Source organism: Salipiger mangrovisoli (assembly GCF_015223355.1).
In the GTDB taxonomy this organism is placed as follows: Bacteria; Pseudomonadota; Alphaproteobacteria; order Rhodobacterales; family Rhodobacteraceae; genus Salipiger; species Salipiger mangrovisoli.
The window spans coordinates 17,853-40,160 of record NZ_JADFFK010000001.1 but is presented as its reverse complement, the minus strand read 5'-3'; the positions used below and the strand labels follow the sequence as shown (position 1 = coordinate 40,160).

General features: G+C 68.3%; 23 protein-coding genes and 2 tRNA genes. 9 read left to right on the top strand and 16 right to left on the bottom strand.

The genetic code is table 11. From position 1 onward, the window contains the following. Positions 1 to 3 precede the first annotated feature (3 nt). From IQ782_RS00205 to IQ782_RS00180, 6 genes are all read right to left on the bottom strand, one after another. A tRNA-Glu gene (locus IQ782_RS00205) sits at positions 4 to 78 on the bottom strand. A gap of 125 nt (positions 79 to 203) precedes the next feature. Further along, a tRNA-Glu gene (locus IQ782_RS00200) sits at positions 204 to 278 on the bottom strand. Positions 279 to 408: 130 nt separating this feature from the next. Beyond that, entirely contained in the window at positions 409 to 2,154 is a 1,746-nt protein-coding gene (gene recJ / locus IQ782_RS00195) for a single-stranded-DNA-specific exonuclease RecJ (protein ID WP_194132601.1), read from the bottom strand. A 238-nt stretch (positions 2,155 to 2,392) separates the two neighbouring features. Continuing rightward, the gene (gene glpX, locus IQ782_RS00190; protein ID WP_194132600.1) at positions 2,393 to 3,361 is read right to left on the bottom strand and encodes a class II fructose-bisphosphatase; all 969 of its coding nucleotides are present in this window, start codon (positions 3,359 to 3,361) and stop codon (positions 2,393 to 2,395) included. Between the two features lie 136 nt (positions 3,362 to 3,497). Continuing rightward, a complete protein-coding gene (locus tag IQ782_RS00185) occupies positions 3,498 to 4,790 on the bottom strand; it encodes a homoserine dehydrogenase (protein ID WP_194132599.1) in 1,293 nt (430 codons plus the stop codon). A gap of 130 nt (positions 4,791 to 4,920) precedes the next feature. After that, positions 4,921 to 5,220, bottom strand: coding sequence for a hypothetical protein (locus IQ782_RS00180; RefSeq protein WP_194132598.1), 300 nt, complete (start codon positions 5,218 to 5,220; stop codon positions 4,921 to 4,923). Positions 5,221 to 5,351: 131 nt separating this feature from the next. On the opposite strand from IQ782_RS00180, the gene IQ782_RS00175 reads away from it, so the two are divergent. Further along, positions 5,352 to 5,942, top strand: coding sequence for a TetR/AcrR family transcriptional regulator (locus IQ782_RS00175; protein WP_194132597.1), 591 nt, complete (start codon positions 5,352 to 5,354; stop codon positions 5,940 to 5,942). A gap of 68 nt (positions 5,943 to 6,010) precedes the next feature. On the opposite strand, the gene IQ782_RS00170 is transcribed toward IQ782_RS00175, so the two are convergent. Next, complete coding sequence (locus IQ782_RS00170; protein WP_240989012.1) at positions 6,011 to 6,439, bottom strand: c-type cytochrome; 429 nt, start codon at positions 6,437 to 6,439, stop codon at positions 6,011 to 6,013. 171 nt (positions 6,440 to 6,610) lie between these two features. Between IQ782_RS00170 and IQ782_RS00165 the strand changes: the two genes are divergently transcribed. Beyond that, a complete protein-coding gene (locus IQ782_RS00165) occupies positions 6,611 to 7,042 on the top strand; it encodes a DMT family transporter (RefSeq protein WP_194132596.1) in 432 nt (143 codons plus the stop codon). A gap of 11 nt (positions 7,043 to 7,053) precedes the next feature. Here the strand turns inward: IQ782_RS00165 and IQ782_RS00160 are convergent, their stop codons facing one another. The 4 genes from IQ782_RS00160 to IQ782_RS00145 form a co-directional block, all read right to left on the bottom strand. Beyond that, positions 7,054 to 7,920: a calcium-binding protein gene (locus IQ782_RS00160; RefSeq protein ID WP_194132595.1), complete on the bottom strand. Its 867-nt coding sequence runs from the start codon at positions 7,918 to 7,920 to the stop codon at positions 7,054 to 7,056. 130 nt (positions 7,921 to 8,050) lie between these two features. Then, entirely contained in the window at positions 8,051 to 8,734 is a 684-nt protein-coding gene (locus tag IQ782_RS00155; protein ID WP_194132594.1) for an ABC transporter ATP-binding protein, read from the bottom strand. Further along, on the bottom strand, positions 8,727 to 10,013 hold the full coding sequence (locus tag IQ782_RS00150; protein ID WP_194132593.1) for a lipoprotein-releasing ABC transporter permease subunit: 1,287 nt from the start codon (positions 10,011 to 10,013) through the stop codon (positions 8,727 to 8,729). Before IQ782_RS00150 ends, IQ782_RS00155 begins: the two co-directional genes overlap by 8 nt. 196 nt (positions 10,014 to 10,209) lie before the next feature. Then, positions 10,210 to 10,416 (bottom strand): hypothetical protein, encoded by a 207-nt coding sequence (locus tag IQ782_RS00145; RefSeq protein WP_194132592.1) that lies wholly within the window; start codon positions 10,414 to 10,416, stop codon positions 10,210 to 10,212. A 190-nt stretch (positions 10,417 to 10,606) separates the two neighbouring features. Between IQ782_RS00145 and IQ782_RS00140 the strand changes: the two genes are divergently transcribed. Further along, positions 10,607 to 11,734 carry a pyridoxal phosphate-dependent aminotransferase gene (locus IQ782_RS00140; protein WP_194132591.1) on the top strand — a complete coding sequence of 376 codons (1,128 nt, stop codon included), beginning with the start codon at positions 10,607 to 10,609 and terminating at the stop codon, positions 11,732 to 11,734. Positions 11,735 to 11,954: 220 nt separating this feature from the next. Next, positions 11,955 to 12,161, top strand: coding sequence for a histidinol phosphate aminotransferase (locus tag IQ782_RS00135; protein ID WP_194132590.1), 207 nt, complete (start codon positions 11,955 to 11,957; stop codon positions 12,159 to 12,161). 134 nt (positions 12,162 to 12,295) lie between these two features. On the opposite strand, the gene IQ782_RS00130 is transcribed toward IQ782_RS00135, so the two are convergent. Then, complete coding sequence (locus IQ782_RS00130; RefSeq protein WP_194132589.1) at positions 12,296 to 13,495, bottom strand: pyridoxal-phosphate-dependent aminotransferase family protein; 1,200 nt, start codon at positions 13,493 to 13,495, stop codon at positions 12,296 to 12,298. Positions 13,496 to 13,695: 200 nt separating this feature from the next. Between IQ782_RS00130 and IQ782_RS00125 the strand changes: the two genes are divergently transcribed. The 4 genes from IQ782_RS00125 to IQ782_RS00110 all read left to right on the top strand — a co-directional run bounded on the left by IQ782_RS00125 (position 13,696) and on the right by IQ782_RS00110 (position 17,776). Beyond that, a complete protein-coding gene (locus tag IQ782_RS00125) occupies positions 13,696 to 14,391 on the top strand; it encodes a fused DSP-PTPase phosphatase/NAD kinase-like protein (RefSeq protein ID WP_194132588.1) in 696 nt (231 codons plus the stop codon). After that, positions 14,388 to 16,145 (top strand): ABC transporter ATP-binding protein, encoded by a 1,758-nt coding sequence (locus IQ782_RS00120; RefSeq protein ID WP_194132587.1) that lies wholly within the window; start codon positions 14,388 to 14,390, stop codon positions 16,143 to 16,145. The genes IQ782_RS00125 and IQ782_RS00120 overlap by 4 nt, the downstream gene beginning before the upstream one ends. Before the next feature lie 69 nt (positions 16,146 to 16,214). Next, a complete protein-coding gene (gene ygfZ, locus IQ782_RS00115; RefSeq protein WP_194132586.1) occupies positions 16,215 to 16,964 on the top strand; it encodes a CAF17-like 4Fe-4S cluster assembly/insertion protein YgfZ in 750 nt (249 codons plus the stop codon). After that, positions 16,961 to 17,776 carry a fructosamine kinase family protein gene (locus IQ782_RS00110; protein ID WP_194132585.1) on the top strand — a complete coding sequence of 272 codons (816 nt, stop codon included), beginning with the start codon at positions 16,961 to 16,963 and terminating at the stop codon, positions 17,774 to 17,776. Before ygfZ ends, IQ782_RS00110 begins: the two co-directional genes overlap by 4 nt. Here the strand turns inward: IQ782_RS00110 and IQ782_RS00105 are convergent. Beyond that, positions 17,773 to 18,237, bottom strand: a complete 465-nt coding sequence (locus tag IQ782_RS00105; RefSeq protein ID WP_194132584.1) for a GNAT family N-acetyltransferase — start codon at positions 18,235 to 18,237, stop codon at positions 17,773 to 17,775. The two genes, IQ782_RS00110 and IQ782_RS00105, sit on opposite strands and share 4 nt — an antisense overlap. A 95-nt stretch (positions 18,238 to 18,332) precedes the next feature. Then, entirely contained in the window at positions 18,333 to 18,896 is a 564-nt protein-coding gene (gene efp / locus IQ782_RS00100; RefSeq protein ID WP_194132583.1) for an elongation factor P, read from the bottom strand. A gap of 220 nt (positions 18,897 to 19,116) precedes the next feature. Here efp and IQ782_RS00095 point away from each other — a divergent pair, with 220 nt between their 5' ends. Further along, positions 19,117 to 19,446: a DUF6280 family protein gene (locus tag IQ782_RS00095; protein ID WP_066101377.1), complete on the top strand. Its 330-nt coding sequence runs from the start codon at positions 19,117 to 19,119 to the stop codon at positions 19,444 to 19,446. Positions 19,447 to 19,629: 183 nt separating this feature from the next. On the opposite strand, the gene IQ782_RS00090 is transcribed toward IQ782_RS00095, so the two are convergent. Then, entirely contained in the window at positions 19,630 to 20,811 is a 1,182-nt protein-coding gene (locus IQ782_RS00090; protein ID WP_194133223.1) for a hypothetical protein, read from the bottom strand. Between the two features lie 73 nt (positions 20,812 to 20,884). Beyond that, a complete protein-coding gene (locus IQ782_RS00085) occupies positions 20,885 to 22,291 on the bottom strand; it encodes a TolC family outer membrane protein (RefSeq protein WP_194132582.1) in 1,407 nt (468 codons plus the stop codon). Positions 22,292 to 22,308 lie beyond the last annotated feature (17 nt).

The window sequence follows — 22,308 nt, the reverse complement described above, 5'->3', positions numbered from 1 at the left end:
AAATGGCAGCCCGTAGGGGAATCGAACCCCTCTTTCCAGGTTGAAAACCTGGCGTCCTAACCGATAGACGAACGGGCCATTGCAACGCGACCACCGAAACTTTCGACCCGATGGAGAGGCTGTTGCGAACCTCATGAACCCCAGCTGACCCGGTCTCTGACCCCCGGTTTTGCCCGCCCCCGCAGGGGCGATAACAAAACCAGTGGCAGCCCGTAGGGGAATCGAACCCCTCTTTCCAGGTTGAAAACCTGGCGTCCTAACCGATAGACGAACGGGCCGTGCCGGCTGGTGAGGGGCGTTCTAGTCAAAGCTCCGACCCCTTGCAAGCGGAATTTTGCGGTTTTTTCACCCATCCGTGACTTTTTCTCAAATCACTGATAACGATGGATAATTCCCGCGGAGAATTGCTTACCCAGCGGCAGGCGCGGCATCCTCCAGACGCATCTGCACCGAGCGCCGCCCATTCCACTCGTTGATCTCGAAACGCCCCGCGAGGTGGAATCGTCCGCCCTTGTGCTGGCTCAGCGCCTGGCCCATCGGCGTGTCGAAGGCGCCGAAGCAGATGGCGTCGATCTTCGCGCCCAGCCCGTCGCCGGCGGTGATCTTCAGGTGCCCGGTGCCCACTTCCTTGGCAAAGAGGATCTGCGCGTCCGGCATGGCAAAGCGCGGTCCCGGCGCGCCCGCACCGAAGGGGCCGGCCTGCTCGAGCCGGTCGCAGAGCTCTGTGTTCGCCACGCCCGGCATCATCAACCCGTCGAGCCGCAGGTCCGCCGCCCCGCCCTGCCCCGCGCCCTGCTTGGCGAGCATCTCCGCCAGCCGGGCCATGGCAGGCTCGAGCTTGTCCTCGGCCACGGTGAGCCCCGCCGCCATCTTGTGCCCGCCGCCCTTGACCAGCAGCCCCTCGGCAGCAAGCTTCTGGATGCTCGCGCCAAGGTCGATCCCCGAGACCGAGCGCCCCGAGCCCTTGCCTTCGCCCTGGTCAAAGCCGATGACGACGGACGGCCGGTTGGTCATCTCCTTGAGCCGCGAGGCGACGATGCCGACGACGCCCGGATGCCAGCCCTCGCCCGCGGCCCAGACCAGCGGCGCGTCGAGCCCGCGTGCCTCGGCCTGGGCGATCGCCGAGGCCCGCACCGCCTCCTCGACCTCGCGCCGCTCGGAGTTGAGCTTGTCGAGCCGCTCGGCCAGCGCCTCGGCCTCGTGCCGGTCGCGGGTGGCGAGCAGCCGCGCACCGAGGTCCGCCTGGCCGATCCGCCCGCCGGCGTTGATCCGGGGCCCCAGCACGTAGCCGAGGTGATAGGCCGAAGGCGCCGTGTCGAGCCGCGCCACGTCCGAAAGCGCCACGAGGCCCGGTCGCGCGCGCCGCGCCATGACCTGCAGGCCCGAGCGGACGAAGGCCCGGTTGACCCCGCGGAGCGGCGCCACGTCGGCGACGGTGGCCAGCGCCACCAGATCGAGCAGCGACATGAGGTCCGGCCCCTTGGCCCCGGCCTCGCGGATCTGCCGGCCGCAATCGACCAGCACCATGAAGACCACCGCGGCAGCGCAGAGATGCGCCAGCGCGCCATCCTCGTCCTGCCGGTTGGGATTCACCACGGCCACGCAACCCGGCAGCGTCTCGCCGCCGAGGTGGTGGTCGAGCACCACCACGTCCGCACCCCTGGCCGCGGCGATGGGCTCATGCGAGAGCGTGCCGCAGTCGACGCAGATGATCAGGTCGTGGGCCGAGGCGAGCTGCTGCATGGCGGGCACGTTCGGCCCGTAGCCCTCGTCGATGCGGTCGGGCACGTAGAGCGTGGCCTCGAGCCCGAGCTGGCGCAGCCAGTCGATCAGCAGCGCCGCCGAGCTGCCGCCGTCGACGTCGTAATCGGCAAAGATCGCGATGCGCTCGCGGCCCCGCACCGCCTGCAGGATGCGGCCCGAGGCCTTCTCCATGTCGCGCATGCTCCGCGGGTCGGGCATCAGGTCGCGCAGCTTGGGATCGAGGAAGCCCGGCACCTCCTCGCCCAGCACGCCGAGCCGCGCCAGCACCGCGCAGAGCGGGCGCGGCAGGTGGGTGGCCTGCGCCAGCGCCTCGGCCTGCCGTTCGACCTCCACCGCCGGGCCGACCCAGCGCCGCCCGCTCAGCGACTGCTCCACACCCAGATAGCTCATGCGCCCCTCGCGTTTCTTCTCTGCCCCGATTGGCCCCTCCCTAGCGCGAAACGGCGGGAAACGGAACGGGCCGAAGCGCCGCGCCCCTGCCCTGTGGCGCGCCCCTTGGGAAATGCGGACCTTGCGTATTTTTGAAAGAGAAGAAGACGCGGGGGAGCGCCAAAGCAAAAGGGGCCCGCGCCGCGAGCCCCCTTCTTCTCTTTTCAAATACGCAGATCCGGCGCCTGCCGGCCCGCGCTCAGCCGTGGAACGGGTTGCGGTACTGCACGCGGCGCACCGAGCCGGTCTTCGAGCGCATCAGGATGGTCTCGGTTTCGATCCAGCCCGGCGTGCGCTTGATGCCCGACAGGATCGAGCCGTTGGTCACGCCGGTGGCGGCGAAGATCACGTCGGCGGTGACCAGCTCGTCGCGCTTGTAGATCTTGTCGAGGTCGGTGATCCCGGCCTTCGCGGCCCGACCGCGCTCGTCGTCGTTGCGGAACAGCAGCCGGCCGTACATCTGGCCGCCCATGCATTTCAGCGCGGCCGCCGCGAGCACACCCTCGGGCGCGCCGCCCGAGCCCATGTACATGTCGATGCCGGTGATCTCGGGTTCGGCGCAGTGCATGACGCCCGCAACGTCGCCGTCGGTGATCAGACGGATGCCGGCGCCGGTGGCGCGGACCTCGGCGATCAGGTCCTCGTGGCGCGGACGCTCGAGGATGCAGACGGTGATGTCGGTCATCGCGCAGCCCTTGGCCGCGGCCAGCGCGGCGACGCGCTCGGAGGGGCTCATGTCGAGCGTCACCACGCCCTCGGCGAAGCCCGGACCGATCGCCAGCTTGTCCATATAGACGTCGGGCGCGTGCAGCATCGAACCGCGCGGGCCCATGGCGATGACGGTCAGCGCGTTCGGCATGTCCTTGGCGGTCAGCGTGGTGCCCTCGAGCGGGTCGAGCGCGATGTCCACACCCGGACCGTTGCCGGTGCCGACCTCTTCGCCGATGTAGAGCATCGGCGCCTCGTCGCGCTCGCCTTCGCCGATCACCACCACGCCGGCGATGTCGAGCAGGTTCAGCTGCTCGCGCATGGCGTTGACCGCGGCCTGATCCGCCGCCTTCTCGTCGCCGCGGCCGATCAGGCTGGCAGAGGCGATGGCGGCCTGTTCGGCCACCCGAGCGAGGCCGAGGGAAAGCATGCGGTCATTGAAATCGACGGGAGCAGACATGAGGTCTTCCTTGCAAAATTTACGCTTAGGAAGGGTGTACCGCGCCCGGTCAGAGAAGGGCAAGGCCGCTCGCGCTAACCGCCCCGCGCATGACAGCGCGGAGACGGTCAGATGTCAGCCGGGTGTCAAAGCAGGCTCAAACCGCCTCGATCCGCAGCGCGACGGGGGTGCCATGCACCACGCCGGTGTCCGCCATGGCCGCCAGCGCCGAATCGAGCGCGTCGCGGGTGGTCTTGTGGGTGACGATCAGCACCGGGGCGGTGTCGGCCGTCGGGCTCTGACCGTATTGCCGCAGGCGGTTGATCGAGACCCCCGCCTCGCCGAGCGCGGCAGCCACCTTGGCCAGGGCGCCCGGCCGGTCGGCCAGCGCCATGCGCAGATAGTAGGGGGCCGGGGTCGTGGCCTTGGTCGCCACCGGCTTGATCAGGCTCGACGCCGGGGCGCCGAAGGTCGACAGCCGGGTGCCGCGCGCCACATCCATGACGTCGCCCATCACCGCCGAAGCCGTCGGCCCCTCGCCCGCGCCGGCGCCGCGCAGCACGATCTGGCCGACCTCGTCGCCCTCGATCACCACCATGTTGGTGCCGCCCTCGAGCTGACCCAGCGGCGAGGAGGCGGGCACGAGGCTCGGCGCCATGGATTGCTCGAGCCCGAGCTCGGTCATCCGGCACACACCGAGCAGCTTGATGCGGTAGCCCATGTCGGCGGCCTGGCGGATGTCCTCGATCGAGACCCGGCCGATGCCCTCCAGTTCGACGCCGCCGAAGGCGACCTGGGTGCCGTAGGCGATGGCGGAGAGCAGCGAGAGCTTGTGCCCGGCGTCGATGCCGCCGACGTCAAGCTCGGGATCGGCCTCGAGATAGCCCAGCCCATCGGCCTCGGCAAAGGCCTCCTGGTAGGACAGGCCCGCGGTCTCCATGCGGGTGAGGATGTAGTTGCAGGTGCCGTTCATCACGCCCATGACGCGGGTGATGCGATTGGCGGAAAGCCCTTCGGTCAGCGCCTTGATCACCGGGATGCCACCCGCGACGGCGGCCTCGAAGCGCAGCACCGCGCCGGTGCTTTCGGCCAGCTCGGCCAGCGCCTGCCCGTGGTGGGCGAGCAGCGCCTTGTTGGCGGTGACCACATCCTTGCCGGCCTTCAGCGCCGCTTCGGTGGCGGCTTTCGCCGGGCCATCCGAGCCGCCCATCAACTCGACCAGCACATCGATATCGTCGCGTTTCGCCAGGGCGACGGGATCATCCTCCCAGGCGTAGTCGGCCAGCGAGACACCGCGGTCCTTGTCGCGGTTGCGCGCCGAGACCGCCGAGATCACCACCTTGCGGCCCGAGCGGGCCTCAAGCAGCTCCGCCTTCTGCTGAACGATCTTGACGACGCCAGCCCCGACGGTGCCGAGACCCGCAATCCCCAGGCGCAGAGGTTCAGACATATGCGGGTTCCTTCTTCTTGGGTGTCGTCATGTGAATTGGTTGGCGTTGCCTTAGCCGTATCCCAAGGCGGGTGCAACGTCGCGGAAGCGGCCCGCGGGCGGCTTTCGCCGGGCCTGTGGCAGCCCCGCGTTATGCGTCCGGAACTTCCGGGAAGCGGACGCCGCCATCCATGCGCGCCCGCGCCGTACCCTCGACCACGTCGCCCTGCAGCGCGGCGGCGCGACGGCGCAGCGCCTCGGCGCGGGCGTCGAGTTCCCCGGCCATCTCGGGCTGCGTGCGCGGCGGCGCCTCGGCTCGGAGAACCCCGTCCAGGGGCAGCAGTTTCGGCCAGGGCGCGGTGGCCACGCCCGGAGCTTGCGAGCCGTCGAACTCGGGGAAGTCGGTGCAGGCGCCGGTCAGGGCAAGGGCTGTCAGGAGCAAGAGGCGCATGTGGACTTTCGGGTCGCTGTTCCGCGCCGCTTTCGCGGCAGACTGTGCCCGTCTTGCCGCAAGCCTCGCCGCAGGGCAAGGGCGGCGCGCGCGGCGCTTGATCTGAACGCACGTTCAGATAAACAGGCGGGATGGCCCGTACCGCTGGATCCCACTCCGACATCACCGGCCCGCGGATCCGCGAGGCGGCGCTGCGGCTGTTTGCCAAGCATGGCTATGCGGCCGTCTCGATGCGCCGCATCGCCTCGGAGGTCGGCGTGCAGGCAGGGGCGCTCTACAACTACATCCCCGACAAGCAGGCGCTGCTTTTCTCGCTGCTCAAGGGGCACATGGACGAGCTGCTCGAGGCCTGGGACGAGACGGCACCCGGCGGAGACCCGCTGGCGCGGCTCGAGGCCTTCGTGCGCTTTCACATCCGCTTCACCCTGCGCCGGCCGGAATCGATCTTCATCTCCTACATGGAGCTGCGCAACCTCGAGCCCGAGAACTTCATCCAGATCGAGGCGCTGCGCGGCCGCTACGAGGCCGTGCTCGAGCAGATCCTGCGTGACGGCCAGGCCGCCGGGAACCTGTCGGTGCCGGACACGCGGATCGCCGCCTTTGCCCTGATCGGCATGCTGACCGGGGTGAACACCTGGTACCGCGAGGGCGGGCGGCTCTCGGAGGACGAGGTCGCCGCGCTCTACTGGGACATGGCGCGCAAGGCGGTGGGCGCGGGCTAGGCGCCGGGGATCCGCAGAGGGCCAAAAGCCTTCGAAGGCTTTTGCAACGTCCTTCGAAGGACGTTGCCTCAGTCGGTACGCTGGATCGATTCGAGGTATTCCAGCAATGCCACCATCTTGCGCGGCGTCGGGGTCAGGATGCCGTCGCCGGTGTCGAGCGGCACCTCATCGCCCTTCAGCAGCTCGCCGAACTCCGGCATGCCCGGCCCGTCCATGCTCGAGCGCGCGTAACCGTCGATCATCGAGAGCACCTCGGCGCGCGGGAAGTCCCCGCCGCGGCGTGCCGCGATATGGGTGAGATCGGCAGGGGTCACCCCGAGGTCTGCCGCCATCGGCCCATTGCCGACCGCCGTGCTGCCGTGGCAGGCCGCGCAATAGTCCATGAACAGCGCCCTGCCATCCGCCGGCTCGGGCATCGATGCCTGCATGCAGGCCCCAAGGGCCAGCAGCCCCGCCGCCGAGACCGCCCAGATTCCCCCCCTCATCGCGCTGTTCATCCTGTCTGCTCCCTCGTCAGGTCTTTTGCGTCCTGGCCGGATCGCCCGGCCGGTGTCCCTCTGTGTCGCCCGCCGTGCCGCGCGGATCAAGCCCGCAGCATCGCATTGCAATGATGACATTCCCGCCGCACCGCGCCAGTGTCGCGACCAAAGTGATCACGGAGTCCCCAGATGCCCAGCCAAGCCCTCGTCATGCTCGCCGCCGGAATCGGCATCCCCGTGCTCGCGGCGCTCAATTCGCGGCTCGGCGGCTGGCTGGGGTCGCCCGCGGCGGCGGCGGTGATCCTTTTCTGCGTCGCGCTCAGTGCCAGCCTGGTCGTGCTCTTGTCGATCGATGCCCGCCCAATCGCGCGCGCGGTGGATGCGCCGAAGCATCTCTTCCTCGCGGGGCTCTTCGTCGCCTTCTACGTGCTGAGCATCACCTATGTCGCACCGACTTTCGGCGTCGGGCGGGCGGTGTTCTTCGTTCTGCTGGGGCAGCTGATCAGCGCCGCGGCGATCGACCATTTCGGGCTCTTCGGCGTGCGCGCCGCGCCCATCAGCCTGCACCGCGGCATGGGGCTCGCGATGATGGCGGCGGGCGTATTCCTGGCGCAGCGCTGACGTTCAGGCGGTCAGGCGACCTCGCGCACGAAGGCCAGATTTGCCGAGGTGATCGGCGCGCCGCGGCCGACCAGCGTCACCGAGGCGCCGCTGTCGAGCGTCACCACCAGGCCCGAGGCACCGGCCACCTGCGAGACGATCTCGGGCACGAGATCCCCCTCGTAGGTGAACACCACCATATCCTCGGCCTCGTCGAAATCCTCGATCACCGCGCCATCGGCAAGCACGAAGCGGTCCGCCCCCGCGCCGCCGAGCCCGAGATCGCCGCGCCCGAGCATCAGCGTGTCATCCCCGGTGCCGCCAATCAGCAGGTCGGTCTCGTCGTCGTCGCCCTCGTCGTCCGATCCCCAGAGCAGATCGTTCCCCGAGCCGCCGAGCAGCGTGTCCGCGCCAGCGCCACCGGTGATCGTGTCGCCGCCACTGCCACCTTCGGCGTAGTCCGCGCCGGTGCCTGCCGAAATGTAATCGGAGCCGCCTGCGCCCGAGATCACGTCTTCGCCCGCACCACCGACGAGCGTGTCGCCGATTTCGCTGCCGAGGACGGTGTCGTCGCCATCGGTGTCCGCGCTGCCGAGAGACTCATCGCCCGTCCCCAGCGTGTCGTCGCCCGAGCCGGCCGTGTCCTCACCAGCGCCCAGCGTGTCCTCACCAGAGCCGACCGTGTCCTCGCCCGACCCCAGCGTGTCGTCACCCGGCACGACATCGACTTCGGTCCCGCCCCCGGTGCCCTCCTCGATCGGCAGGATGATCTCCTCGCCGAGATCAACCTCGTCGGCGTCCGCTTCGTCGTCGGACCCGTCGTCCCCCTTGTCGAAGGGGAAGGCGGCCACCGCAAAGGGCAGGAGCGCCGCGAGAGCGACGAGGAATTCGATAGGCATGGAAGGCTCCGGGAGGGAGGGTCAGTGCGTGTTGTCGGGACCCTGCCCACGGAGTTTGTCGAAAATCAGGCGCACCCGCGGCGGCGGCGCGGTGTTCACGGGGCCGCCCGTGGCGCGACCCCGCCAGGGGTCAGAGCGCCACCAACGCGCCCTCGCGCAGCTCGACCTGCCGGTCCATACGACCCGCCAGCTCGAGGTTGTGCGTGGCGATCAGCGCCGAGAGCCCGGTTTCGCGCACCAGCGCCATGAGCGCACCGAAAACCCGGTCCGAGGTCGCCGGATCGAGGTTGCCGGTGGGCTCGTCCGCCAGCAGCAACTTCGGCGCGTTGGCCATGGCGCGGCAGAAGGCCACGCGCTGCTGCTCGCCGCCGGACATGGCCGCCGGCCGATGCGCCGCGCGCTCCTCGAGCCCGACCGTGGCCAGCAGCCCGCGCGCCCGGCCCGCGGCCTCCTTGGCAGCGGTGCCATTGGCTAGCTGCGGCAGGGTGATGTTCTCGAGCGCGGTGAACTCGGGCAGCAGGTGGTGGAACTGGTAGACGAAGCCCACTTCCTGCCGGCGCACGATGGTGCGGCGCCGGTCCGAGGCGCCGCCGAGCACCTCGCCCGCGATCGCCACCTCGCCCGCGTCTGCGGTGTCGAGCAGCCCGGCGATGTGCAGCAGCGTGGACTTGCCGGCGCCCGAGGGGGCGACCAGCGCCACCACCTCGCCGCGCGCGACCTCGAGTTCGGCGCCGCGCAGCACCTGAACCTCGTTCGGCTTGCCGCGGTTGTAGAACTTCTCGATGCCCGACAGGCGCAGGACGGGATCACTCATAGCGCAGCGCCTCCACGGGGTTCATGCGCGCCGCACGGCGCGCGGGGAAGATGGTCACGATGAAGCTGAGGCCGAGCGACAGCGCCATGGCCGAGATCACGTCGCCGAGCTGCAGCTTGGCGGGCAGCGAGTAGATGCCGCGCACCGCCGGGTCCCAGACCCCGCCGCCCGCGACATAGTTCACGAAGGAGAAGATCGGGTCGATGTAGATGGCGAAGAGGCAGCCGAGGATCACCCCGAGGATGGTGCCGATGACGCCGGTGAAAGCGCCGCAGATGAAGAAGACACGCAGCACCGAGCCCTCGGTGAGCCCCATGGTGCGCAGGATGCCGATGTCGCGGCCCTTGTTCTTCACCAGCATGATGAGCCCCGAGACGATGTTCATCGTGGCGATGAGCACCAGCACCGACAGGATCACGAACATCACGTTGTCCTCGACCTCGAGCGCGCGCAGGAAGCCGCCCGACGCATCCTGCCAGGTCCAGACCAGCGCGCCCTGCCCGGCGGCCTGCTGGATGGCGGGGGCCATGGCGTCGACCTGCTCGGGGTCGTCCACCATCACCTCCAGCTCGTCCGCCGCGCCCTCGCGGTTGAAGTAGAGCTGCGCTTCGTCGAAGGGCATGTAGGCGCGGGTGCGGTCGATGTCGTATCGCCCGGCGGTGAACACCCAGACCACCTCATAGGCCTTGACCCGCGGCGAGACGCCGAAGGCGGTCTTCACCCCGTCGGGCGAGATCAGCTTGACCTGGTCGCCGACGTCGACGCCCAGCTCGCGCGCCACGCCCGAGCCGAGCGCGATGCCCTCGCCGAAGCGCGCCAGATCGCCGTAGCCGGTTTCGGGATCGACGACGCGGCGGATGCCCTGCAGGTCATCGGACGAGATGCCGAAGACCTCGACCCCGGCGTTGCGGCCGTTGGCGTTGGCCATGACCTGGCCCTTGACCAGCGGCGCGGCGCGCTCGACGCCCGGCAGCTCGGCCACGGCCTTGGCCCGTTCGGTGTAATCCTCGAAGCTGCGCTGGGTACGCCCCTGCTCATCGACACGGGCCGAGGAATAGACGGTCACATGGGCGTTCGAACCGAGGATGGTGTCGACGAACTCGGCCCGGAAGCCCGAGCGGACGGAGAGCGTGGCGATCAGCGCGAAGACCGCGAGGGTGATGCCGATGAGGCTGATCCAGGTCATGACGCTGACGCCACCCTCGGCGCGCCGGGCGCGCAGATAGCGCCAGGCGATCATCCATTCGAAGGGGGCAAAGGGTGGCGGGGTACGGGCCATGGGCACTCTTTCAGGGTCAGCTTGTCGGGCGCGAACCTGACCGCAAGCCCCGGCGGGGTCAATCCCTCGCCGCCCTGCCCTTCGGAGCTGTGACTGCGGCGGCTTTTGGCGGGGGGCGGCCCGCTCCGCCGCCGCGGGCAGTCATGGTAGCCGAACTTGCCGGCGCGCCATGCAATCACCCAGGCATGACCAAGGCTCACCACTGTGCTCCCGGCAGGCGCGGCGGCTCGCTCCGGGGCGGCAACCCCATGTCGCGGCGCGCAGCGGCGTCGAGCGCATCGTAGCGATGTGCCTCGCGGTACTGGCGGTCCTCGCGGATCAGGAAGTCCTTGAGCCAGCGCCAGAACGGCAGGCGTGGCGGGCGCAGGGACAGCGGGCTGCGGGCGGTAATCGTGCGGGGCATGATATCCTCCAGGGTCTGATGGTCGCGCGGCCGGGCCGCGTGGTGCCCCTTCTGACAGAGCCGCGTGATCGAGGTGTTGCCGCAGCGTTAACGTGACGCGAAACGGTGGATCACCGGTCTGGGGGCGCGCGCCCCCGACCGCGGCCATCGCCCTATTGCCAGAGCATTTGCGCTGCGGCATATCTCCGCCATGACTGGACCTCGCTACACCCCGCTTGTCGCTTCGCTTCCCGAAACCGTGCCCTTCGTCGGGCCGGAAACGCAGGAGCGCGAGCGCGGCGCCCCCTTCCGCGCCCGCATCGGCGCCAACGAGAACGTCTTCGGCCCCTCGCCCCGCGCGATCGAGGCGATGCAGCGCGAGGCTGCCGAGATCTGGAAATACGGCGACTCGACCAGTTTTGATCTGCGCAACGCCATTGCCGCCCATCACGGCATCTCGCCCGAGAACGTGATGGTCGGCGAAGGCATCGACGGGCTCTTGGGATATCTCGTGCGGCTGGTGGTTGGCGAGGGCGACGCTGTGGTGACCTCGGACGGGGCCTATCCCACGTTCAACTACCACGTGGCGGGCTTCGGCGGTGTGCTGCACAAGGTACCCTACCGCGACGATGCCGAGGATCTGCCGGCGCTGCTGGCCAAGGCGGCCGACGTTGATGCCAAGCTGGTCTACTTCGCCAACCCGGACAACCCGATGGGTTCGTGGAAGCCGGGGGCCGAGATCGCGGGGCAGCTCGACAATGTCCCCGAGGGCACCGTGCTGGTGCTGGATGAGGCTTATGTGGAATTTGCCCCCGAGGGCACCGCACCGGAAATCGGTCGCGAGATCGACATCGAGGACCCGCGGGTGATCCGGTTCCGAACCTTCTCGAAGGCCTACGGCATGGCGGGTGCCCGCGTCGGCTACGCGCTGGCGGCAGCCCCGCTCATTCGCGCCTTCGACAAGATCCGCAACCATTTCGGCATGAACCGCACGGCGCAGGCCGGGGCGCTGGCCGGGCTGCACGACCGGGAGTGGCTGGCGCTCACCGTCGAGAAGGTCGCCGCGGCCCGCAACCGCATCGCCGCCATCGCGCAGGCCAACGGGCTCTCTGCCCTGCCCTCGGCGACCAATTTTGTCGCGGTGGACTGCGGCGGGGATGGCACGCTGGCCAAGGCGGTGCTGGCCGGGCTGGGCGCCCGCGGGGTCTTCGTCCGCATGCCTTTCGTCGCGCCGCAGAATCGCTGCATCCGCATCGGCGCAGGCACGGAGTCCGACCTCGATGCACTGGCAGAGGCGCTGCCCGCCGCGCTGGCAGAGGCCCGCGCCGCCGTCGCCTGAGCACAGCCCTTCGCCGAATGCATAAATTTTCCGCAGGCTCGCAACAGCCGGCCCGCGGGAAAGGTTTTCTAAAGCAGTTTTGATCAGCCTCGGACGTGACGCGGGCCGCGGATGCGCTACCCTTGTCGCATTGCAAGGCCCAAATCTTCGCGGCGTCGCCCGACGACCCGCCAACACCTCTCAGTCCGTCGTATTTTACTGTCCGCCTGAGGATCGCATCATGGCATACCCTTCAGAACCGCCGCGGCCGGATTTCTTCAGCGCCAACCTCGTGCTGCTTTTCGTGGTGATGTTTCTCGTCTTTCTGATCCTGTGGATCAGCTACGGGCTCGCCCCGGTCGTGATCGCCGGAGTGGCGATCAACCACGCCATCTCGGTGATCGAACACCGCCGGAATGGCGCGCGCGAAGGCCCTCCGCGGGGCTGACACAGCGCAGACAAGGATGCACCGGCACTTTCGCTGGCGGCCCACGTCCGGCTGCCAGAGACGCGCCGCCCTTACGGGCGGCGGCATCGCCGGTCAGCCGTGTGGCCCATTGGCCCTGCCGCCGGGCAGAGACCTCAGCCCTTCGCGATCTCCGCCGCCGCCGCGGTCAGGGCCCCCTGGCCATGCGGAATGTCCAGCGACAGGAAGCCGGCCTCGATCACGCTCAACAAGCCGAGGATCATATGGGTGTTGACATGGCCCATGTGGCCGAGGCGGAAGAAGCCGGTGCCGGCGGGATCGTCCGGCTCGGCCATGCCAAGCCCGATCCCCAGGGTCACGCCTGCCTCGGTCTCGCACCACTTGCGCAGCTGCGCGCCATAGGGTTTGCCGAGACGCAGCGCGGTCACCGCGTGGCTGCGCAGGCCCTTGTCCGCGACGTTGAGCGTCAGTGGACCGCCCTGCCCCCAGGTCTCGGCGGCGGCCCAGATGGCGCGGGCGAGCACCGCGTGGCGATGCCAGACCTGCTCGATGCCTTCCTCGCGGATCATGTCGAGCGCCGCGCGCAGGCCGTAGAGATGGTGCGTCGGGGCGGTGCCGCCGAAATACTCGTAGAAGAAGCCCGGCTTGCCGCGCGGGACCCAGTCCCAGTAGCGCGACACGCGGGGCATCTCTGCCCTGCGCGCCTCGGCCTTCTCGTTGAAGAAGACGAAGCCCAGACCCGGCGGCACCATCAGCCCCTTCTGCGAGCCGGTGACCATGATGTCGACGCCCCAGTCATCCATGCGGAATTCCTCGACGCCAAGCGAGGCGACGCAATCGGCCATCAGCAGCGCGGGATGGCCGGTGCTGTCGATCGCGGCGCGCAGGCTTGCCAGATCGTTGCGGACCGAGCTTGCGGTGTCCACGTGGCTGGCCAGCACCGCCTTGATCTTGCGCTCGGGGTCGGCGCGCAGCGCCTCGGCGACCCGCTCCGGGTCGTAGGTGGACTTGGTCCCGAACTCGATCAGCTCGACCTCGACCCCGAGGCCGCGCGCCATGTCCGCCCAGCCATGCGCGAAGCGCCCGGTCGCCGGGACCAGAACCTTGTCGCCCTCGCCCACCACGTTGCAGAGCGCCGCCTCCCACGCGCCGTGCCCGTTGGCGATGTAGATCGCCACCTTGGCCGCCGCGGTCTGTGCCACGTAGCGCAGGTCGGGGATCAGCCCGGCCACCATCTCGACGATCGCCCCTTCGTAGATATTGGGCGAGGCACGGTGCATCGCGCGCAGCACCGCGTCGGGCATGACGGAAGGACCGGGAATGGCCAGATAGGGGCGGCCGTGGGCAAGGGACATGCGAAAACTCCGAAAGCACCCCTTGAAATCGCGGGGCGAGGGCCAACCTAACCGCGGTTGCGCCGAGGTCAATTGCCCTCGGCGCAACCGGCCGCCATGCCCCCGGCGCAGGGCCGGTCTTTGACGCGTGCGGGGCACGGCGCTTGCCAGCGCGGGCCACAGCCCGTAAACCGCCGCGCGACAGGCACAGGAAGTGACACATGCTGACGAAGTTCTGGGACAAGATCGAGACGGCGGAGCGGCGCTTTCGCCGGTCTTTCGGCAAGGACATCTCGACGCCCCGCGCCCGCATGCTCTCGAAGCTACACTACAACGTCTTCGACCACGCCTTCCTGCGGCTCTTCTGGCACAATTTCTGGCAGATCGCTCCGGGCGTCTGGCGCTCCAACCAGCCGACTCACGCGCGCTTCGAGAAATACGCGAAGATGGGCATCAAGACCGTGATCACCCTGCGCGGCGAAGAGAAATACTCGCACTACCTCTTCGAGAAGGAAAGCTGCGAGGCGCTCGGCCTGACGCTGCTGCATGCCAAGCTCTGGGCGCGCATGGCCCCCAGCGCAGAGCGCATCCTGCATCTCATCGACACGATGCGGTCAGCCGAGAAGCCGATGATGTTCCACTGCAAGTCGGGGGCCGACCGGGCCGGCTTCGCCTCGGCCGTCTACCTGATGGTGTTCGAGGGCGTGCCGGTCGAACAGGCGCGCAAGCAGATGGGCCTGAAATACGCGCATCTCGAGTTCACCAAGACCGGCATCCAAGGCTATATTCTCGACACCTATGCCGCGCGCAACCGCCGCGCGCCGATCAGCTTCGAGGACTGGGTGCGCACCGAGTATAGCTCCAAGACGGTGCAGGCCGGATTCGACGCCAAGCGTCCGCCGGAAGACCTGGCATGAGCGTGAAGGACAAGACGCAGGGCAACCTGCTCTACTGGCTCGGGCGCCGGTATCTCTGGCGCTATCGCTGGCAGATCGTGATCGCCTTCATCTTCATGATGCTCGAAGGCTCGATGTTCGGCTTCCTGAGCTACATGATGAAGCCGATGTTCGACGATGTGCTCGTCGGTGGCAGCCGCACCGCGCTGACCTGGGTCGGCATCGCGATCTTCACGATCTTCATGGTCCGCGCCGTGTCCAGCATCATCCAGAAGGTGGTGCTGACACGGGTGTCGCAGAAGACCGTGGCCGACATCCGCAACGACCTGCTCGCCCACCTGATGCGGCTGGATGGCAGCTTCCACCAGAAGCACGGCCCCGGCTACCTGATGCAGCGCATCGAGGGGGACGTCGGCGCCGTCAGCAAGGTCTGGAGCATCCTGATCACCGGCACCGGGCGCGACGTGATCGCGCTGTTCTCGCTCTTCGGCGTTGCCATCGGCATGGATTGGCGCTGGACCCTGCTCGCGCTGATCGGCGTGCCGCTGATGGTCGCCCCGACCATGCTGTTGCAGCGCTACGTACGGAAATATGCCCGCCGCGCCCGCGACATCTCGGCCGGGCTGTCGACACGCCTCAACGAGGTCTTCCACGGCATCGTACCGATCAAGCTCAACCGGCTCGAAAGATACGAGGCCAAACGCTACAAGGACCTCACCAAGGAGCGGATCCGCACCTCGGTCGCCTCGAGCCTCGGCCAATCCGCCATTCCCGGCCTGATCGACGTGATGTCCGGCATCGGCATTCTTGCCGTGCTGCTGCTTGGCGGCGGACAGATCATCTCTGGTGAAAAGAGCGTCGGCGACTTCATGGCCTTCTTCACCGCCATCGGTCTCGCCTTCGAGCCGCTGCGCCGGCTCGGCGCAGTCAGCGGCACCTGGCAGATTGCCGCGGCCTCGATCGAGCGGATCAAGGAACTGCTGGAACTCGAACCGGAACTGCGCGATCCGCCCCACCCGGTCCCGGCACCGCAGGGCGTGCCCGAGATCGTCCTGAGCGCTGTCGAGCTGAATTATTCGGAGACCGCCGTGCTGCGCGGCACCACCTTCACCGCCGAGGCGGGCAAGACCACCGCGCTGGTCGGCGCCTCGGGCGCGGGCAAGTCCACCGTCTTCAACGTGCTGACCCGGCTGGTCGATCCCGACAAGGGCGAGGTCACCGTCGGCGGCGTGCGCACCGACGCGATGCGCCTTGCCGACCTGCGCGGGATGTTCTCGGTGGTCAGCCAGGACGCACTGCTCTTCGAGGACAGCCTGCGCGAGAATATCCTGCTCGGACGCACGGACATCAGCGACGCGCGGCTCGAAGAGGTGCTCGACGCGGCGCATGTCTCGGACTTCGTGCCGCGGCTGCCGAACGGGCTCGACAGCCTCGCCGGCACGCGGGGCAGCAATCTCTCGGGTGGCCAGCGGCAGCGCGTCGCCATTGCCCGTGCGTTGCTGCGCGACACGCCGATCCTGCTGCTCGACGAGGCCACCTCGGCGCTCGACGCTGCCTCGGAACAGGTGGTTCAGGCGGCGCTCGACAAGCTCTCCGCGGGGCGCACCACGCTGGTCATCGCGCACCGGCTCTCGACCATCCGCAACGCCGACAAGATCGTGGTGATGGACGCGGGCCATGTGGTCGAGGAAGGCACCCATGACGAGCTGCTTGCGCTCCAGGGGGCCTATGCACGGCTGCACGCCATGCAGTTCGAGGATGAACAGACCGTCTGAGCCGCGCCCCCTGTCGCCTGCCCCGGCGCGGACCTATAGTCGGGGCAAACGACAACGGACGGAGCAACCATGACCGCCACCAATGCCACCCCGCGCAGCGTGCTGCGCGTCAGCGGCCCCGAGGCCAGCGACTTCCTGCAAAACCTCGTCACCAACGACCTGGGCAAGCTGAAGGACGGGCTGGTCTATGCCGCGCTGCTCACGCCGCAGGGCAAGTACAGGGCGGATTTTTTCCTTGTTCCGCGGGCAGATGGATCGATCCTGATCGATGTGGCGGACACGCTGGCGGCAGATCTCGGCCGCGCGCTGACGCTCTACAAGCTGCGCGCCAAGGTTGCGGTCGAGCCGACCGACATCACCGTCACCCGCGGCACCGGCCCGCTCCCGGACGGGGCCTATGCCGATCCGCGCGATGCCTCGCTGGGCTGGCGCGGCTATGACGGCCAACCCGGTGACGATGCCGATTGGGACGCGCTGCGGGTCGCGGCCTGCGTGCCCGAGAGCGGCATCGAATTGACCCCCGATACCTTCATCCTCGAGGCCGGCTTCGAGCGGCTGAACGGCGTGGACTTCAAGAAGGGCTGCTACGTCGGTCAGGAGGTCACCGCGCGGATGAAGCACAAGACCGAGCTGCGCAAAGGGCTCGTGACCGTCGCGGTCACCGGCGCGGCGCCGGTCGGCTCCGAGGTCGAGACCGCCGGCAAACCGGCAGGCACGCTCTTCACCCAGTCGGGCGGGCGCGGCATCGCCTACCTGCGCTTCGACCGCGCCGAAGGCGAAATGACCGCCGACGGGGCGACCCTGCGCCGGGTGCCTTGAACCGGGACCGGGAGGCGCTGGAAACGGCGCTCGGCGCGCGGCTCGTCTCCAGCCGGCCGCTGCAGGGAGGCGATCTGTCCCAGGTGGTGCGCGCCGCGCTCAGCGACGGCCGCACGCTGGTGGTCAAGCGCGGTGGCCGCGTCGCCTCCGAGGCGCGCATGCTGGGCGCCATGCGCGCCGCAGGCGCCCGCACGCCCGAGGTGCTGGCCCAAGTCGGCGACCTGCTCGCGCTCGAGGCGCTGCCCGAAACCGCGCCGAGCCACGAGGGGTGGTCGGCGCTGGGGCGAGACTTGCGCAGATTGCACGCCTGTACCGGCCCGGCCTACGGCTGGACCGAGGATTACGGCTTCGGCCCCCTGCCGATCGACAACGCGCCGCGCGCCGATTGGCCGAGCTTCTGGGCCGAGGCGCGCCTCCTGCCGTTTCTGCCGCATCTGCCCGCCCCGCTCGCGCGGCGCGTCGAAGCAGTCGCAGAGCGCCTGCCCGAGCTGGTCCCCAAGGCACCGCCAGCCGCGCTGCTGCATGGCGACCTCTGGACCGGCAACGTGCTCTTCATGGCGGGTGCGGCGGCTCTCATCGACCCGGCCTGCTACCACGGCCATACCGAGGTGGACCTGGCCATGCTGGACCTCTTCGGGTCGCCTCCGGCGGCCTTCTGGCAGGGCTATGGCCCCGAGGAGCCGGAGCGCGCGGCCCGCCGCCCGGTCTACCAGCTTTTCCCGGCGCTGGTGCATCTGCGGCTCTTCGGCAGCGGCTACGCGGGCCTGGTGCGCAGGCTGCTCGATCAGGTGCTAGGCACAGCGGATAACTAGAGGCGCTTTTCCAACACCTCGACCGCCCCCATTGCCCCCGCGCCAAGCATCAGCGCCCGCGAGGGCGCATTGAAGGCGTGGACCTTGGTGATCCAGCCCTCGGCCCCCTGCCCGGAAATTTCGGCCTCGAAACCCGCGATCAGCCGCCTTGCCACCCCACGCCGCCGCCACGAGGGATCGACCCAGATATGTTCGAGCAACGCAACACGCTGCGGATGTTCCAGCGCCGAACCCGCGCGGAGCCGCCAGCGCCACATCAGGTAGCCGCGCGGAACGCCTTCGACACGGTAGGCCCGCAGCTGCGCGCCCTCGGCCATGGCGTCGTCGAGCACCGCCTGAAGCTCCTCCTGGGTCGCTTGGTCATGGAAGCGATGCGGCACCTGCGCCACGTGATGCGCGTGAAGGCCGCGCAGCAGAACGGCGAGTGCGGGAGTGTCGGTGGTATCGCAAGGGGTAAACATGGAAAGGGCCTCCTAGGCTTTGCGCCGGAGGCCCTATCGGTTCCGTTACTCTGCGCCCCCGGTTCGCACGGGGACAGAAGTCGTCGGCGCGCGGGTTATGCGCGTTCCGAATACTCCATGGTTTCGGTGTTCACGATAATGTCTTCATCCTGGCCGACGAAGGGCGGCACGAGGACGCGCACGCCGTTGTCGAGCACGGCGGGCTTGAAGCTGTTGGCCGCGGTCTGACCTTTGACCACCGGCTCGGTCTCGACGATCTTGCAGGTGACTTTCTGCGGCAGCGTCGCGTTCAGCGCCTCTTCTTCGTGGAATTCCACGACGATGGTCATGCCATCCTGGAGGAACGGGCGACGCTCGCCGAGGATGTCGGCGGGAAGCTGCACCTGCTCGTAGGTTTCGGTGTCCATGAAGATCAGCTGGCCCGAGTCCTCGTAGAGGAACTGCATGTCCTTCTGCTCGAGGCGCACGCGCTCGACCTTGTCCGCCGAACGGAAACGCTCGTTGAGCTTGGAGCCGTTGCGCAGGTTCTTCATCTCGACCTGAGCAAAGGCGCCGCCCTTGCCGGGTTTCACGTGGTCGACCTTCACCGCAGCCCAGAGGCCGCCGTCATGCTCCAGAACGTTGCCGGGGCGGATCTCGTTACCGTTGATCTTAGGCATGGTCACAAAACTTCGCAGTAAGGTTGAAGGGGTTTTCCGGCCTCCTATATATGGCCGGTTCGCCCCGTGCAAGACAACGATATCTCGCGTTCCGCACAAGCCGAGATATGCACCAGATGCAACGACGCTATGCGTTTGTGCCGTATCCGAATCGAACGGAATGGTCCATAACGCCGCACACGCCAGAAAACACAAGAGCAATAATCAAAAAGGTCGAAAGATGAAGGATTTCGTGGACAGCACAGCCTACCATGCCGAACAAGGCAACCGCGCGCGGAAACTTTTCGCCGCTGTGGTTCTGGCTGCGCTCGACGATGCGATCGCCGATGACAAGAAATACGGCAATGGTCCGGAGCAGATTGCCCGCTGGGCACGCTCGCGCGACGGCCGTGAAGTGCTGAGCTGTGCCGGCATCGACCCGAACGAGCGGGTTGTCTCCGGCCTGATGGAATTCGTATCGAAAGGTGTTCGCACCTCGGTCGCGCTGTCGCGCGAAGAGAGCGAACGTCGTCACGCAGCTGCAGCCGCGGAACAAGCCGAAGCCGCTTGATCCCGGTATTGGGGATCTTCCCCGGTCAGTCGAAGGCGCGCCCCGTCAAGGGCGTGCCTTCGGCGTTTCCGGCAGGGCAACAGGCCACTTTCCGCCAATCCGCCGCGCGATCGGCCATGATGCGCCAAGCCCCGAATGCCAGGGGCATCCGGGGCTCGGGTTCAGAACCAGAAGAAATCTTGGTCAGTCGAGATCTTCGCTCGACAGCAATCGGTGCAATTCGCGGCGCACCATCTTGCGGACGTTGCGGGTGACGCGCTCGCCGAGCGCTCCTTGCAGCTCCTCGCGCACGACCTCGGCGATCAAGGCGCGCAGGCGGTCCTCGTCGAAACCGGCCGGCAGAGCTTCCGCGACAGCCGGCACCTCCGCCGCGGCGGCAGGCTCCTGCGCCGGCTCTACGGGCTCCTGTACGGGCTCCTCGGTGCGCAAGTTGCTCTGGCTGCGCTGCCAGACCGGATTGCGCAGGATTTTTACCGGACGCCGCACCGGGGCCGCCACGGGCTCGGGCTCGGCGTCGCTTTCCTGGGCAGCCGAGGCCGCGGGTTCGGCGGAGCGGAAGATCAAGCCGGGGTCTTCGTCCACCGCATCTTCGGCACCGTCATCCAGCTGCGAGTCCCCTTCTTCGGCGACATCGCTGGCGAGATCTTCGGCGAAAGCCTCGAGCGCGTAGGGCTCATCGACAAGCTCGGGTTCGGGCATCGGACGGCTCGCCAGTTCCGAATCCTCGTCCTCTTCTTCAGGGACGGGAGCCGGGGCCGCGCCCTGCTCTTCCGGCACCGGCTGATGGCGGAAGATCGCGGCGGGGGCTTCCTCGCCCCGCTCGGGCTCGAACTCATGCGTGCTGCGCGCGATCATTTCCTCGAGCTCGGCGATCTTCTGCGCGAGGCTGCCTTCCTTCGGCTCCGCCGCATCAGCGACCGCTGGCGCAGTGGGCGCAGGCGCGGTGTCGCGCAGCTTGAGCGAGAAGAAATCGGCGATCGAAGCCTCTGCGAGCCGCTCGACCGTGCTGTCATCGACCTCGATGAAGGGCGCCTCTTCGACGTCATCGACATCGGCGAGGCCGAATCTGTCGCCGGATTTGGGTGTGTTGCGTGCGACTTCGGCGATCTCCTCCTCGGAGGGGACCAAACGTGCCGCCAGGGGCGCCGCATGACGGTCCTGCGCCTCGGGAGCGGAGATGTCGCGGATTTCGGCGTCGGGCTCCTGCACGCGCAGGGCCGGGGTCAGAACCAGCCGCCCGGCCGGGGCCGGACGCGCCGAGCGCAACGGCTCCGATGCTGAATCGAGATGGGAATCTTCGGAAACCAACCTCCGGATAGAGGAGAGAACGTCCTCGATTTCCACATTGGTCACGGGATCGGACATTTATGTACCACTCTTGCCTGTCCCCCGAGTGTAACCGCTCGGGGGCCGCCAGACAACATGGACGAGGACAAGCTTACTTCTTGCCCATCGCCTTGAGGATGCGGTTCAGATCCTCGCCCTGACGGGACTGGACCGGAGCGGATTTGACCAGGTTGTAGTACTCCGCCGGGTCATAACGCGGCACGTTGAGTGCAAGATCCTCGGTGGTCAGCTGACCCATGGTGTAGAGCACCGAATAGGCCGCGATCGTCTCGTCCACCACCGCAGAGATCTGGGTGTTGCGGGCGTCGAGCAGTTCCTGTTCGGCGTCGAGCACGTCGAGCGTGGTGCGGGCCCCAAGGGTCGCTTCCTCGCGGGTGCCGCGGAAGGCCACGGTCGCTGCGCGGACCTGCTCATCCGAAGCCGCGCGGGCCGCCTGCGCAACGCGCAGGTTGGCATAGGCGTTGGCCACGGACTGCGGGATCGACTTGGTCAGCTGAAGCAGCGCGGCCCGGTTCTGGTCGCGGGTGGCGATCGACTGGCGCTTGAGCGAGCTGAGGTTGCCGCCCTGGTAGATCGGGCCGCCGAAGTTCAGCCCGATGGTGCCGCCGCGGGTGCCGGCTTCGCTGTCGAAGCTTTCGTCATAGCCGTAGGTGCCCTGAAGCGACACCGTCGGGCTCATCGAGGCCTGCGTCACCGCGATGGCAATCTCGGAAGCCGCGACCTGGTGCTGCACCTGGATGATGTCGGGGTGGTCGCGCAGCGCGATGGCCTTGGCCTGATCGGCGGTGGCCGGGATGCGCGGCAGGCTGCTCGGCGAAACCAGGTTGCCCGGCAGGTGGCCGACGGAGGCAAGATATTCCTCGCGTGCCTGGGCCAGGGCGCCCTCGGCCGCCGCAAGCAGCGAGCGGGCCGCCGCAGACCGGGCCTCGGCGGAGGCGACGTCGGTGCGGGTGACTTCCCCCACCTCGAAGCGGTCCTCGGCAGCGCGAAGTTCCTCGCCGATCACGCGGACGTTGTTCTGGCGCAGGGTCAGCGTCTCGATCGCGCGCCGGACTTCCATGAACGCCGAAACACCGCGCAGCAGCACGTCCTGCTCGACCGAGACCAGGCCGGAGCGGGTTGCCAAGACGGTTTCCTTCGCCGCGTCCACCGACAGCCGGTTCGCGCCGCCATCGAAGAGCGTCAGCGTGGCCGAAAGACCGATCGAGGCGGTGTCCGTCGCGGATCCGGTCCATTCGAAGCCGGTCGCCAGGCTGCGGGTGGTGCCGTAGCTGCGTGAAATGTCCCCGGTCCAGGCGACCACGGGGCGCAGCGCCGCAACGGCCTGCGCCACCTCTTCGTCCGCGGCACGCAGCACCGCGCGGTTCTGCTCGAGCAGACCGCTGGTGTTGTAGGCCCCGGCCAGTGCATCCGCCAGCGTCTCCGCCGCCGCGGGCATCGCGAGCCCGGCGGCGAGACAGACGCCCGTCATCCAATTTGTCAGCGTTTTACGCGCCATTGTCCTGCCCTCTCGAT